Raw genomic sequence first — 14,380 nt, forward strand, 5'->3', positions numbered from 1 at the left:
GTGGCGACGATCAATTACAAACACATCGCGACGACACGGAGCAATCACTTCTGTCCCGGCCCCCTTCCGGCCATCAGCACGGCGCCACCGCCGGCTCCGACCGGGCCAGTGCCAAGCCCGTTTGCGTACGTCGCGCTCTCGTCAAGTGCGACGGATACAGGCGAGCGGATCGAGATCGGCGGCGCGCCGGTGCTCCTGGAGGGCAGCTCGATGGACATCGAGTTGCCAGGCAACATCCCTTGCCAAGGGACCGGGGGCGACGTTGTGACGCACGTTGTGAACAAGGCGTGCTTCGTCAAGAGTGCATCGGCCAAGATCATGTCCGGCGACCGCGGACTCGTCTGTACCGGCGACTACGTAATTCTTAACGTAGCCGGAAGTAAGGCACAGGTGGCCCAGATCAGCGGGGTGCTCCTGGCGGCGGGCATCGTCCAAACCGCCACGGTCGACAACACGATCGTGAATATGACGGTCGTGCTCGATCCAATCTCCGTCGCGTCTGGCGCCATGGTCGACGAGACCACGGATCTCTCGATGCCGGGCCTCATCCCCATCGAGTGGAAGCGCCTCTATAGCTCTATGCGAACCCGCGAGCACACCCCGCTCGGGCGCGGCGGTTGGACGCACGCATACCACCAGTGGATCGAGATCGACGGCGACGTGCTGCGCCTCCACGACGCGGACGGCGCGACCATCACCGTGCGCGACACGAAGCCGCGCGAGCCAGCGTTCCATCGCGGCAAGCGCCTCGTGATCATCCGTGACCCCCACGGCGGCGCCACCGCGTTTTCACTCGACACGCGCCTCACCCGCACCTTTCGTCCCGCCGGCGGCGGACGCACGTTCCTCCGCGAGATCTCCAACGAGTCCGGGCACAAGGTCGTCCTGGAGTACGATGCGGAACGGCTCGTGCGAATCGTCGATACCGCGCGCCGCACGCTCGTCCTCACCCACGACAGCGACGGCCACATCGTGCGCCTCCAGGTTTTCCCTCCCGGCGGCGAGGGCCGCACTCCGGTCCACGCCGTCTCGTTCGCGTACAGCGACGGCGGCGAGCTTGTGAAGGTCACCGATGCGCTCGGCCACGCGGAAACGTACGGCTACGACGAACAGCGCCGCATGAATCACAGGACGCTGCCGACTGGCCTCTCGTTCCACTACCTCTATGATCCCGAGTCAGGTCGGTGCGTCCGCTCCTGGGGAGACGGCGATCTCCACGCCGGCGATCTCACCTACGATCTTCAGCAAGGCATCACTCACCTGACCGGCAACCCGGAACCCCGCGTCTTCACGTGGCGGCCCGAGGACGGATCGGTGGTGCGCGAGGCCTCGCCCGACGGCCTCTCCGTGCGCGATCTCGAGTTCGATGCCGATGGCCTGCTCCTCAAAACGAAGAACGCGGCGGGAGATACCCTGACGTTCACCCGCGACGGGCGGGGCAACCTCACGCGCATCACCGATTCCACCGGCCGAGTGGTCGAGCTCGAGTACTCGGACGATCTCCTGGTGCGGCGCCACGCTGGAGGCCTGACCACCGAGTACGGCTACGACCACCGAAACCGGCTCACCTGGGTGAGATACACGTCCGGCGCATTCCTGACGCTGACGTACGACGAGCAGGGACGCATCGCCGCGGTGCACGGGCCGGACGGGCTCCGCGGCGGCTTCACCTACGACGAGCAGCACAACGCCGCCGAGGAGCGCACTCCCCGCGGCGGATTGCGTCGCTGGCGCCACGACGCGCTCGGCCGGCCCATAGTGTACGTCGATCCGCTCGGACGGGTGACGCGCCGCGAGCTCGACGCTCTCGGCCGGCCGACCGCACTCCACTTGCCCGACGGGACCTCGCTGCGCTTCGAGCACGACGCGCTCGGACGCCTCACCCGCCGCACCGACACGCTCGGGCGGGTCGAAACATTCCGCTACACGGGCCTGAAATCACCGGTCGAAGTGATCCAGCCCGACGGTGCGATCTGGTCCTTGTCGTTCGATCTCAATGAGCGCCTCCAGCAGGTGAAGAATCCGAAGGGCGAGACCTTCGATCTCCGGTATGACCGCGCCGGCAACCTCCGCGAGTACCGCTCATATGACGGCCGCATCTCCCGCGCGCAGCACGGCAAGAATGGTCGCCTGGCGCGCGTGGATAATGCCGACGGCACCTTCCGCGCACTCCGGCACGACGGCGCGGGGAGAATCCTCGCCGAGGAGACACCACATGGAGTCGTAAAGATCGAGACGCCCGAGGACCTCGTTGTCGAGTACATCTTCGAGGATCCGGCCGGGGAGATCCGCCTGCGCGTCGAGCGCGATCTGCTCGGGCGCGTGGTTGCCGAGACGCAGAACGGCAGGATGATCCGCTATGAGTACGACGCGCAGAACCGCTGCACCGCTCGCCACCTCCCGACGGGGCACATAACACGTTATACGTACGATGAGGAGGGGAACGTCTCGTCGCTCGATCACGACGGCTACCTCGTGGAGATCCAGCGCGATCTGGCCGGCTCGGTAGTCCGCAAGGTCTTCGCGAGCGCCGGCGTGGAGGCGCGGCGCGAGGTCGACCCGATCGCGCGCCCCACCCGCGACTGGGTCGGTGCCGCCGGGCGCACGCTCGTGGATCGCCTCTACGCCTACGATGCCGCCGGCGCACTCGTCGAGCGCAACGACCTGCGCTGGGGCATCTCGCGCTACAGCTACGATCGGCTTGGCATGCTGCTCGCCACCAGCTCTCCGAAGGGGCGCGAGAGCTTCGTGTACGACGTGGGAGGCTCGCTGAAGCCCGCGGGGTCGGCCTGGGAAACGGGGCCGGGCGGGCTCTTGCTCCGCACCGAGGAGGCCGCGTATGCCTACGACGCTGCGAACCGGCGCACGCGCGAGACGCGGTCGGACGGAGCGACGGAGTACCTCTGGGACTGCCGCGGGCAGCTCCGCGAGGTCCGGCGCCCCGACGGCACACGCGTGCTCTTCGCTTACGATGCCTTCAGCCGTCGGGTCAGGAAGGAGATCGTCCCGCCCGCCGTCCCGAGCGCGTTCGAGTCTGCAGACGCGCGGAAGCCCCGGGTCGTCGAGTACGTGTGGGACGGCCTCTGCCTCGCCGCCGAGATCGACTCGGAGCGCGGCACACGCGTGTTCGTGCACGAGCCGGGTACGATGAGCCCGCTCCTCCAGCAGGACAGCACCGCAATCTATGCAGTGGTCACCGATCACGTCGGCACCACGACCGAGCTCATCGGCCCCGAGGGCGAGGTCGCGTGGTCAGCGCGCCACTCGGCTTTCGGCATCATTACCGAGGCCGCACGGCCGAAGGGTGCGCCACTCGTGGCATCGCCGTTCCGGCTGCTCGGGCAGTACCACGACGAGGAGACGGAGCTCTGCTACGTTCGCTACCGCTACTTCGATCCGAAGACGGCACGCTTTTTGAGCCCGGATCCGCTCGAGCTTTTCGGCAGCCGCAACCTATTCGCGTTCGATGGCAGCCCTACTACCCATGCGGACCCGCTGGGCCTTTCCTGCCTCATCATCGGCAATCCGCTGCACGACAGTCTCGTCCGCTATTGCATACGACACATATCACCGAACCCGGATAATTACCGCATCATGATCCACGGGGAACCCGGCCACGTCATGTCGACGGACGTGACCGGAATGAGCACCACGCATACACCTGACCAGCTCTTGCAAATGATCCACGCCGCCGGGAACTACAACGGCGCACAGATCATCACCCTAAACTCATGCAACACGGGTCGGACGGTGGACGGCGTAGCCTCGAAGGTCTCCGCCGCCTTCCCCAACCGCGACGTCCGCGGTCCGAACGACCTCGTTTGGGGCGTCGGCCAGTACATTGCACCTCCCGTCGGGGTAGCCAACAGCGTGACGTGGACGCCTACGCCGGACGAGCTTGGCAAATCCATGCCGGATTTGACGCGCCCCGGGCAGTGGAATTACTTCAGAGATGGTAACCCGCACGAGCGTAGCCAGAACATATACAAGGACGCGCCGCTGACCAAGACGCAACCTATCAATGTACCACCACAGAAAGGTCCGCTGCCCTTCCGATGACCCCTTCGAGTTGAAACAGCGTTCCACGGAGGCTCGCACGCCGACCACGCGGGGGGCATCCTGTCAGCTGCACGCATGATAAAGAACGGCTTCATGCTGCGTCGAATTGCCGAAGTCGATGGCAAGCCACAGCTCATCGTCCTCACTGGCCACGAAGCTGCGTTCGTGCCCGACATGCAGGGTCGTGTGAAAGGGGATGGGAATGCGCTCCCAGTCTCCGCCTCGCGCCAGCCTGTGAATGTAGAGCGCTGACGAGGCATTCTCTGAAAAGAGGAAAAGCTCGCCTCTGGGCGTAGCCGCCAGGCTTATCACCCGAAACTCCCGTGAAACGGGTGGCAACGGGAGCCACCTCCCCTGGGCGCGGTACGCCAGGAAGGGCTCCCCGGACTCCAGTTTTCCGATGGCCATGGACTCATAGGGCGGATACCCGGCATACATTTCGATGCCCCTCTCATCCACCCCGGGCGGCCATTCGAGCCTTTCACCGTTCTCCTCTCCTCGCGGAAACATCCACCATTCAGGCTGGTGATGGCGCGCTCGCACGATGTGAACAGCGACATCGCCTGCGGTCGTCCTATGAAAATGCGCAGGTGGGTACCAACCATCCCAGACGATCTTCTTGGCGAGCACGGGAGGGATCGGCTTATCAGAGCTGTCCAGCCATCTCAGGGTGCCATCGGCTTCCAAGCCGAGCACCCCGCCCGCCCACTGGAGCACCCATAGGACATCGGGATGCTCCACCCATCGCGCGTGCCGCTCATCCCAGCGGACCACGGCGCCCCTCGGCTTCTTCAGCTCCTCCGCCAGCACAATCGCCTCTGCCGGACGCAGCCGCCGGGAGCCCATGCGGATCGTCCACCCAACACCGATGGCAGAAGCCCAGGCGCAGTCAGGCCATCGACCGACCATGCCAACAATCTCGTCCGGGACGATCGCCTCCGGAACCACCCCCTGGGCGTTCGGTGCCCTCACTACCTCCGTCTTCCGCTGGTCATGGAGCTGCCCCCCCTGGGCCCGCGCGATGTAGGAACCAGTAGACGCGATGATTGCTCCCTGGAGCCGGTGCAACCGAATGGGCTGCTGTGACGATGCGATGGCCGTAAACATGCCGCGATCCACCTTCCGTCTTATCGCTTCCCGCGACGCCGCTCGCCTGTCTCGAATAGCCCCCGCGTCCCCTTCATGCGCGGCGTCCGAGACACACACCGGCCTCGCGGGCGACATCCGCTCAGCTGCACGCGCGCTTTAGCCGCGCGCATGGTAGAGGACGGCGCGATGCATGTCTGATTCGCCGAAGTCGGCGGCGAGCCACAGCTCATCGTTCTCGCCGGCCACGAGCTGATACGGAGGACAGCCACCGACTCTCGCAGCATCAAGCTCAAACAAAGAAGCGCCGCTGCACTTCGTATGAAACGGCACCGAAACACTCTCCCAGTCCCCTCCGGCCGTCAGACGGTAAATGCGCACTGGCATGGAGTACGCATGTGCACACAGAAAGACTTGCCCCGAGGATGTGGTCAAGATGCCCTGCACTTCGTGGCTCTCGCGGAAGGGCGGCAGCAACTTCCATTCCCCCTGGACACGGTGTGCGACAAATTTCTCCGCCGACGTCAGCATACCTGAGGCGAAGAGCCCATTCGACCGATAGTCGATGAAGATCGCCGCGCTCTGCTCATCCACTCCGGGTGGCCACTCGAACCGCTTTGGCTCGCGCTCTCCTCGCCGATAGATCCACCAGCCAGGCTCGTACTGCGGGGATTGTATGACGCGAAGGATGACCTCGCCGGCCCTGGTCACATAAGGACTGTATGCAAAAATACCCTGAGTGAGCACGGGATCGATCGGTGTGTCTGCGCCGTCCGCCCATCTGAACCTGCCGTCGGATCCCGTGACGATCACCCGATCAGCCCACTCACCAACCCACTCGTTCTCGGGGTGTTCCACCCAGCAACCAGAGGCGTCGTCCCAACGAACCACCACATTCCTGCTGACTTGGATCCAGAGCGTGGCACCAGGCATCGGCCCCTCGATGGCGCGCATCCCCTGCCCTGCATAGACAAGAGCCCAGACCTGGTCAGGCCACCGGCCCACCATGCTGGTGATCTGCGGCGGGACAGACCGCGCGAACTGCGGCTGAGCGTCCGGAGCCCCCGGCAACTCCAGCTTCCGCATCTCGTGGAGCTGGCCCCCCTGAGCCCGCGCGACGTGAAACCCGGTAGAGGCGAGGATCGCCCCACGCAGCCTGTGCAACCGGATGGGCTGCGGCGATGATGCGATGGCCCTGAACATACCGTGCTCGACTCCTCCTCCCTCGCTCCCTCACCGCTTCCCGCGAACCCGCTCGCCCGCCTCGACCAGCGCCCGCATCCACTTCATCCGCAGCCCGGGCTCCGCCGCGAACCTGGCCTGCCACGCCGCGTCCTCGGCGCTCTTCGCCTCGCGGGTGAGCCCGTAACGCGCGATCGCCGCCGTCGCAGTCGCAGGGCTCGCCGCGATCTCCGCGAGCATCGCAGCGTAGTCCTCCAGCGAGAGCCGGGGACCATCGGCCGCCGGCGAGCGCGCGCTGCCGCCCGACGACGGCGGGGCGGCCGACGACGGCCCCCCGGGCGACGGGGCGAACGGAAGCGCCGGCTTCACGGCCTCGAACATCACAGGCGCCGTCCCGACGCCTGGCGTCCCGGCAATCGACTCCTCCAACGCCCCTTCACGCAACGGCGGCAGCCCCGCAGCCGGCAACCCGGAGCTCACCTCGACGCCCTCCCCCGCGCGCGCGCCAAACGGCAGCGCCGGCCGGCTCGGCGCCGGGAACGCCGGCGCCGTCTCGGCGATCTCCTTCTGCGCGAGCACCGGCTTCGGCAGCTCCGGAACAGCCAGTGCCGGCAAAAGCCCGGGCCCCGACCTCGCCGCCGGCGCAGGCGGCTCCGCCCTCTGCGCGCCCCCCGGCTGCTTCACGAACGGCAAGATCAGCTTCGATAGATCCCGCGGCAGATCCGCCGTCTCGAGCGGCATCCCCACCACCGCCCGCGCCTTCTTCACGGCCGCCGCTCCGCCGCCACGTGGCCTCCGCGTCGACGCCCTCAGCACCGGCGCCTCAGGCCGCACCTCCGGCACCGGCCCGGGCGCGGCGGCGAGGATCGCCGTCGCCTCGGCGCGCACGCCCCCCTCGGCCACGATCCGCTCCTGCCAGGCGCCCAACAGCCGGAACACGTCGCCCTCGCCGAGCCCGCGCGCCTCGAGGAACCCGAGCGGATCCTCCGACGCCGTGAACGCACGGAAGAAATCGAGCCAGGCGCGCAGGTCCGTGTCGAGCGGAGGCACCTTGCGCTCCACATGCGCCTGCGCCGCGAGGCGATGCTCGTCGCACGCCGCGAGCAGCGCCCCGTCCCCCATCGCGCTCCCGGCGAGGCGCTCCGACCAGGCCTCCTCCGCAGGCGGCCAGGCTCCGGCGGCGATCGCGGCGTGCTCCAGGCTCGCCTCGAGCGAGACGCCCTCGGCCGTGTACGCCAGCACCGCCGCATAGGCCGAGAGCGGCACGCCCGCGATCTCGGGATCCACAGGCTCCCCAGCGCCGCCCGCCGCGTCACCCATCGCCGCGCACCACGACCTCGCGCAGGACCCGCCGGCCCCTGCCGATCGGGAACACGGCGCGCGCCACGAGCTCCACCCGCCGCGCCTCGGGCTGGATCAGCACCGTGTCGATCGGCGGCCGCACGACCACGCGCTCCCCCGTGTCGTAACGCGCGCTCGCCACCACCGGAAACGCCGGTAGCGCGAAGACGACCGGCTCGAGCGACATGCCGACGATGCCCACCGGATCCCCGGGCGCGAGGTGCTCCTCGAACTGGAGCGAAGGGTGGGCGACGTTGCCAAAGCGGATGTCCTGATCCTCCGGCGGGAGCGGCATCCGCGCCGCCTTCCACCGCTCGTCGAACGTGCCAGCGTGCTCGAGGCGCGGCGACCAGTGCATCATGATCGCGCCGAAGCCCACCGGCACATGGCGATCCGAGGCGGACACGTGGGGCCGCTCCGGGTGCTCGATCTGCGGAGCTCTCGTGTCCACGAGGTCCGCCGCGCTCCTCGCCGCGCCGACGCCGGCCGGGTTCCGGAGATCGACCACCGAGAGGTCCTCCGACATGCCGCCATACGCCCGCTCGTAGACGATCGGCACCCGCTCGAACGGCGCAGCAGGCCCGATCCCGACGCCGAGGACGCCCTTGAAGAAGAAGCGCTGCCCGTGGACGCGCAGGGGCGTGAGCCGCTGCCTGACCCGCACCGCGACGTCGAGCACCCTCACCTTCTCGGGGGCGATCGCGTCGCCGGTCACCACCACGTCCGTGCCCAGCTTGGCGACGCCGAGATCCGACGGGAAACGGAGGCTGCTCCGCGGACTCTCGGGCTCCCAGGGCTCGTCGGCGACACGGACCGGCGCGGGGTCGTCGGCGAGCCTCGAGCCCCCGCTCCGATCGAGGACGAACGTGCCCTTGACGATGGCAACCAGGACATCGTTGCCCTCGCGATCGAGGAGCGGCACGGGCTGGACGGCGAAGGGGGTCTGGTTCGCGATGCTCACGGACGAAGATCCGACGGTTGGTCTTGCATCCTATACGCAGGCACGCCGCGATCCCCGAAGATCACTTCAGGCAAACCTGCGCTCAGCGCCCGGTCATGTAGAACGTGCCGAGGCACATCTCGTCGGTCGTGCCCTCTCCCCAGACGACATCCCCGGGGACCCGCGGCTGTCCGTCGATGATCGGCTGCTTCTCGGGCGTGTTGTCCCAGTGGCACTCGATCGACAGCTTGTCGCCCGGCTCGAGCACCTTGGGCTCGGCGAGCTTGTAGTTTCCCTGCCAGTGGAAGTCCCAGCGCGGGATGTCGAGCACACACTCCGAGCCGCCGCCGGCGCGCTCGATCTCGAGGCGCGCGCGCGTGCCGAGCGTGTGCATGTGGAGGCCCACCCAGTGGATCTCGATCGGCGCGCTGCCCGCGAGCGCACGGGAGGGGTCGGCCCCCCAGCGGTGGACGACGTCGCTCTCCAGGGCAGGGATCAGCATGGAGTCGCCGCTGAGCCAGGCCGGGTTCGCCCACGGCTGCATCGTGCCCTCCCGCTCGACCGAGCTCTCCAGCGTCACGTCGATCGCCGTGCGATCGGGCAGCTTGCCCGCCGTCAGCGTGTTGTAGTGGACCTGCATGATCAGCCTGGAGCCAGGCTCGATCCGGGTGCCCGCGCCCGGCGGGAAGATCATGCTCCCGCCGCCGGGCACCCAGCCGCCAAGCCAGCGCGGCTTGAGCCCAGGGCCGCCGTAGCAGGGATAACCCGGGCCCGGGTCGGCCGCGTCGAGGACGTCGAGCTCGGCGAGCTGGTCCGGCGCCGCGATGAAGGCGATCACGTGGTGGACGACGCGCTGCTCGCCGGGCCTGATCCCAAAGCCCGTGACGTACCGCACGGCCTCCTCCGGCCAGTCGATCACGAAGCAGCGGTACTCGTCGGGCCCCGTCTGCGGGGTGTACTCGACAGGCATCTCGAGCGTCCGGTCCACACGCGCGAGCGCGGCGCTCACCGGCGGATCGATCGGCGGGCCCTCGTCCGCCGGATCACCCAGGGCCGCGCCGCCGTCGACCCACGCGGCGATGGTCTGGATCTGCTGCTCGGACAGGGAGCGGTCGCCCACGTACTCGGCGCAGCTGTTGTCGGCCGGCCAGGGGGGCATCGTGCGCTCGACGACGGCCCGCTTGATGGGCGCGGCCCAGGACGCGGCGGCCTCGTGGCCCTCGAGCGAGAACGGCGCGACGCCGCCGTCGCTGTGGCACCCCGCGCACCGCGCGTCGAGGATGGGTTTGACGTCCCGGTAGTACGTGACGGCGGCCTGGACGCCGCCGCCCGCCGCGGCCCCGGCGTCATCTCCGCCGCAGGCAGAGAGGACGGCCAGCGCCGCCGCGAGCCATGCCCATGAGCCCTCGGTCCCCGCGCACCTCGTGCACATCGTCATAGAACACCTGCCTCGTATCAGCGGCGCTCGTGGACCCCGCCGCTCGCGGGCTCGCGCCGGAGGAAGAACGCGATGACCTCGGCGAGCTCGTCGCGCGCGGCCACGAGGAGCACCGTGGCGCCCCCCGCGACGACGGAGGAGCCGCGCGGCGCCTCGACGCGGCCATCCGGGCGGTAGACGCCGGCGAAGACGCACGACGAAGGGAAGCTGGCGCTGCCCGCGATGGTGCTCACCGTGCGGCCCGCGATCACCGAGTCGACCGGGACGTCGAGCTCGAACGCGACCGACTCGCCGGCGCCGAGCACCATCGCGTGGCGGACGCCCGGGTGCTCGATGGCGGTGGCCATCGCGCCGATGAAGACGTCGATCTCGGAGAGGACCTGGTCCACGCCCGCGCGGATGTACACGCCCCGGTAGGCGGGGTCCCGCATGCGCACCATGACGCGCTTGGCCCCCCCGGCCTGCGCGAGGAGCGCCACGGCGAGGTTGTCGGCGTCGCGGCGGAGCATCGCCACCACCACGTCGGCGCGCGCCACCTCGGCCTCCTGGAGGAGCCCGGCGTCGGTCGCGTCGCCCACGAGCGAGACGAGGCCGTGCCGCTCGAAGGCGCTGTTGGCGATCGCCTCGTCGCGATCGACGGTCGTCACGTCGTGGCCCATCTTCGCGAGGTGGACCGCGACGCTCAGCCCTGCGCGCCCGGCGCCCGCGATGAGAACGCGCATGTCAGCTCTCTCCTTCGTGCTCGTGAGGGTGCGCGCCGGGCGCCGCGTGTCCGCCGGGGAGCTCCACCATGGCCCTGTCGATCCGGTTCACGTGGGCGTGCGCGGTGTCGGCGGCGATGAGGCCCCGCCTCGCCGCGTCGAGCACCGCCGCCTTCTGCGCCGAGAGGAGGGCGAGATCGGTGAGGTGGTCGCGGACCACCTCGCCCTGCGGCGTCTGGAGCGCCACCTCCGCGTGGATGACCTGCCGCTGGAACGCGGCGCGGCGCTCGGCGTGCTCCTTGCGGGACACGAGGCCCGCCGCGAGCAGATCGTCGAGCTCGGACTGGCCGCGCCGCGCCGCGATGAGCGTGGCCTTCGCGGCGTCGAGCGCGGCGTCCGCGGTCGGGATCGCGACCCGCAGGAACCTGAGCAGCCGAGCGAACGGCAGCGCCTGCGCGACCAGCGTGACGAAGGTGACGCCGAAGACGATCGTGATCAGGCGGTCGCGGTACGGCAGGCCGCTCGGGAGGCTGAGGACCGCCGCCATCGACAGCGCGCCCTTGATGTTGCCGACCAGCATCACGTGCTGCCAGCGGAAGGGCACGACCTCGCCCGTGAGCGCCCGGAGCACGCCGAAGCAGCCGTAGACGGCCACCGCCCTGCCCCCGTGCAGGGCGATCAGCGCGAGGCCGATGGACGCCGCCTCGCGCACGAGCATGTCCGCCTGGATCTGCATGCCGACGAGCTCGAAGAGCACCACGTTGAGGCAGAAGCCGCTCGTCTCCCAGAAGCCCTGGAGCGCGAGCACGCGCGAGGGCTCGAGGATGCGGCGCGCGGCCCTGCCGACGATCACCCCGAGGACCACGACGGCGATGACCGGCGAGGCGTGGAGCCGCTCGGCGAGCAGGGCCGTGGCGAACACGAGCACGATGGAGGCGAGGATCGCGGTCAGGTGATCCGGCGTGCGGCGGAGGAGGGACGCGCCGACGGCGCCGAACGCGCCCCCGACGGCCGCGCCACCGACCATGGCCAGGGTGAGCGCGCGGAAGCTCTCGGCGCCGTCGAAGGTGCCGCTCGCGAGGACCTGCGACGCGAGCACCACGAGCACGAGCGCCGTGCCGTCGTTGAAGAGGCTCTCGCCTTCCATGATGGCCGCGAGCCGGTGCGGCACGCGGACGCTGCGGAAGGCGAGCAGCACGCTCACGGTGTCGGTGATCGAGAGCAGCGCGCCGAGGAGGAGCGCCGCGGCGAACGGGAGCGCGAGCAGCTGCGTCGCCACCGCGGCGGTGCCGAGCAGCGAGATGAGCACGCCCGGCACGGCGAGCGCGAGGATCGGCCGGCTCGCGCCCCTCAGGCTGTCCGCGTCCGCGAACAGGGCGCCCTCGAACACGAGCACCGGGAGGAACGCGATGAGGATGACCTCCGGGTCCATCGGCGCCTTCGGGAGCACGTCGACGACGACGAGCAGCAGCCCCACGAGCACGAGCGCGACGTTGTAGGGAATCGAGACGCGCTTCGCCCCGATCGCGACCGCCGAGCCGACGGCCAGGACGAGGAGCAGGCTCTCGAGCCGCTCCCTCATGAGGCACCTCGCGGCCGCGGCGCGAGCACGAGGGAGGGCGCCCGCGGCGGGCGCGTCGCGATGTGCACGGGGTCCGCAGGAGAGCTCACCGTGGATCTTGCGCTACCTGATCGCCTCAGGAATCGCAAGACGCGAGCGGCGTCGCCGGGCGCTCGAGCGAGAGGCACGCGCGCCCGCGCGCCTCTCGCTCGGCCGCCCGGGAAGAGGTGGGGTATTGATAGATCACATGAGACGACATCATCGCTTCGTCGTCGTGGAGCAATGCCCTCATCTTGCTGGCATCTTTGGCGGGAACTCGAACAGAGAAGGGGAATTTGAACAGGGAGACGGGGAGACGGGGAGACGGGTGCGATTTTACTCCCCGCCTCCCCGTCTCCCTGTGAATTCTCCCGATGAACTCGAGGAATGCTTCAGGAGCGGCCCCCGACACCGGCTCTCAGCGCGCTCGATGCGCTTCTGTCAGCCTGCCGGCAGCTGAACGCAGAATCGGCTCCCGCGCCCCTCGTTGTCCCTCACGTCGATCCTGCCGCCGTGCGCCTCGACGACCAGCCGGCAGAACGTCAGCCCGAGGCCGCGGCCGGTCGCAGAGATCGCGCCCCCGTCGGCGAGCCGCGCGTACTTGTCGAAGATGCGGTCGCGCAGGTGGGCCGGGATCCCCAGGCCCTCATCACACACGTTGAGCTCGACCCAGCCCGGGTCGAGCCACCGCGCCTCGAGGCGCACCGCGGCCCGGGGCGGGCTATGACGGAGCGCATTGTCGACGAGGTTCAGCAGCACGCGCCGCACGAGCTCCTCATCGGCGCGGAGAAGACAGCTCGGCATGGCGGGGCAGAGCTCGATTCGCTGCCCGCGCGACGCGGCGAGCGGCTCCAGGATCTCGGCGACACCTTCGAACAGCGACGCCGGGTCGAGCTCGGCGGGCCGCAGCACGAACATCCCGTGCTGGCGGCTCGCGACGTCGAGCAGGTTCAGCGCGGTGCGCTGAATTACCTCGGCCGAGGTGAGGACGGCATTCCATCGGCGCCGCTCCGGATCCGGGAGATCCTGCTTTTTCAGGCGCGCCTGCGCGGCGAGGATGATGCCGGCGGCGGGGCTCCTGAGATCGTGCGCGAGGAACTCGCTCAGCGCCTCGTTCTGCCGGTGGAGCTCCTCCAGGGCCTTTTGCCGCTCCTCGAGATCGCGGTTCGCCGCCTCGACCTCGCGCGCCCTCGCCTTGCCCTTCTCCAGGCCGTCGTGGAGCGCGACGTTCTCCAGGGCCACGGCGGCGCTGCCGGCGAGCGCCTGGAGCAGCGACACCTCGCGCTGCGGGATCTCTCGTGGGGAGCTCCAGTAGGTCCCGATCGCCCCGAGCGGGGCGCGCGCGCGGATCGGCACCATGGCCATGCTCCGCACGTAGGTCGGCCGATAGGCGTCGATCGGGACGCGGGGATCGCGCGTGATGTCGCCGATGACCGCCGGCCTCCGATTCAGCATCACCCAACCGCTGACGCACGCCGACATCGGAAACCGCTTCCCCTGCCAGAGCGGGGCGATCGAGTCTTCCTGCGCGTAGTAACAGAGGTCGCCGTCGCGGAGCACGAAGGAAGCGCCGTCGGCGCCCGTGAGGTCGCGGGCGGCCCGATCGACAATCTGCATGATCGCCTGGAGGTCGCGGGCCAGCGAGAGGTCCTGCACGACGCTGATGAGGCGCTCGCAAGGATGGAGATGTCGGAAACTCGGGTCCGAGTCAGCGCATCTCTCGTGGCCCTCGGGTTCCATGTGGAGGGGTCTCTAACGCGCGCTTGCGCGCACGACAAGGCGAGCGCGACGCGTTAAACGACGTCCCCCAGCGCACGTCACCGCCAGTGCCCGCGCGCCCGCCTCGCGCTCGGCGGCCGTGCAGCGGCGGCCGTTCTCCGTTCCACGCGGCGAGCCCGAGGCCGACCTCTCGGCGGATGCACGCGCGCCACCCCGAGCGCCGCGCCCGCTCGCGTCCTCGCACAAGCAGCAGAACCCTCCCTCCGCCAGAACCGCTGTCGGCCATCGCTTCATGCCGAGCGCCGAGGGGCGAT

General features: G+C 69.3%; 9 protein-coding genes. 1 reads left to right on the forward strand and 8 read right to left on the reverse strand.

Annotation, left to right across the window (positions count from 1 at the left end):
* A complete protein-coding gene (locus WMF11_RS41530; protein WP_437974696.1) occupies positions 1-4,059 on the forward strand; it encodes a DUF6531 domain-containing protein in 4,059 nt (1,352 codons plus the stop codon).
* Between the two features lie 63 nt (positions 4,060-4,122).
* Here WMF11_RS41530 and WMF11_RS41535 read toward each other — a convergent pair whose 3' ends face one another.
* The 8 genes from WMF11_RS41535 to WMF11_RS41570 form a co-directional block, all read right to left on the reverse strand.
* Entirely contained in the window at positions 4,123-5,166 is a 1,044-nt protein-coding gene (locus WMF11_RS41535) for a hypothetical protein (RefSeq protein ID WP_437974697.1), read from the reverse strand.
* Positions 5,167-5,304: 138 nt separating this feature from the next.
* Positions 5,305-6,231: a hypothetical protein gene (locus tag WMF11_RS41540; protein WP_437974698.1), complete on the reverse strand. Its 927-nt coding sequence runs from the start codon at positions 6,229-6,231 to the stop codon at positions 5,305-5,307.
* Positions 6,232-6,378: 147 nt separating this feature from the next.
* Positions 6,379-7,647, reverse strand: coding sequence for a hypothetical protein (locus WMF11_RS41545; RefSeq protein WP_437904626.1), 1,269 nt, complete (start codon positions 7,645-7,647; stop codon positions 6,379-6,381).
* On the reverse strand, positions 7,640-8,629 hold the full coding sequence (locus tag WMF11_RS41550) for a DUF2169 family type VI secretion system accessory protein (RefSeq protein ID WP_437904627.1): 990 nt from the start codon (positions 8,627-8,629) through the stop codon (positions 7,640-7,642). Before WMF11_RS41550 ends, WMF11_RS41545 begins: the two co-directional genes overlap by 8 nt.
* Before the next feature lie 82 nt (positions 8,630-8,711).
* Positions 8,712-10,046, reverse strand: coding sequence for a monooxygenase (locus WMF11_RS41555; protein WP_437974699.1), 1,335 nt, complete (start codon positions 10,044-10,046; stop codon positions 8,712-8,714).
* Positions 10,047-10,063: 17 nt separating this feature from the next.
* Positions 10,064-10,768, reverse strand: a complete 705-nt coding sequence (locus tag WMF11_RS41560; protein ID WP_437974700.1) for a potassium channel family protein — start codon at positions 10,766-10,768, stop codon at positions 10,064-10,066.
* A gap of 1 nt (position 10,769) precedes the next feature.
* Complete coding sequence (locus WMF11_RS41565) at positions 10,770-12,329, reverse strand: cation:proton antiporter (protein WP_437904630.1); 1,560 nt, start codon at positions 12,327-12,329, stop codon at positions 10,770-10,772.
* A gap of 459 nt (positions 12,330-12,788) precedes the next feature.
* Positions 12,789-14,087 (reverse strand): ATP-binding protein, encoded by a 1,299-nt coding sequence (locus WMF11_RS41570; protein ID WP_437974701.1) that lies wholly within the window; start codon positions 14,085-14,087, stop codon positions 12,789-12,791.
* Between the last annotated feature and the right edge of the window lie 293 nt (positions 14,088-14,380).

It is taken from the genome of Sorangium sp. So ce295 (genome assembly GCF_051527405.1).
GTDB classification, from domain to species: Bacteria; Myxococcota_A; Polyangia; order Polyangiales; family Polyangiaceae; genus Sorangium; species Sorangium cellulosum_B.

Bases quoted from the DNA above. Each gene is read 5' to 3' on its own strand.
- WMF11_RS41535 (WP_437974697.1), bottom strand. From the start codon at position 5,166: ATGTTTACGGCCATCGCATCGTCACAGCAGCCCATTCGGTTGCACCGG.
- WMF11_RS41540 (WP_437974698.1), bottom strand. From the start codon at position 6,231: ATGCGGAAGCTGGAGTTGCCGGGGGCTCCGGACGCTCAGCCGCAGTTC.
- WMF11_RS41545 (WP_437904626.1), bottom strand. From the start codon at position 7,647: ATGGGTGACGCGGCGGGCGGCGCTGGGGAGCCTGTGGATCCCGAGATC.
- WMF11_RS41555 (WP_437974699.1), bottom strand. From the start codon at position 10,046: ATGACGATGTGCACGAGGTGCGCGGGGACCGAGGGCTCATGGGCATGG.
- WMF11_RS41560 (WP_437974700.1), bottom strand. From the start codon at position 10,768: ATGCGCGTTCTCATCGCGGGCGCCGGGCGCGCAGGGCTGAGCGTCGCG.
- WMF11_RS41565 (WP_437904630.1), bottom strand. From the start codon at position 12,329: ATGAGGGAGCGGCTCGAGAGCCTGCTCCTCGTCCTGGCCGTCGGCTCG.
- WMF11_RS41570 (WP_437974701.1), bottom strand. From the start codon at position 14,087: ATGGAACCCGAGGGCCACGAGAGATGCGCTGACTCGGACCCGAGTTTC.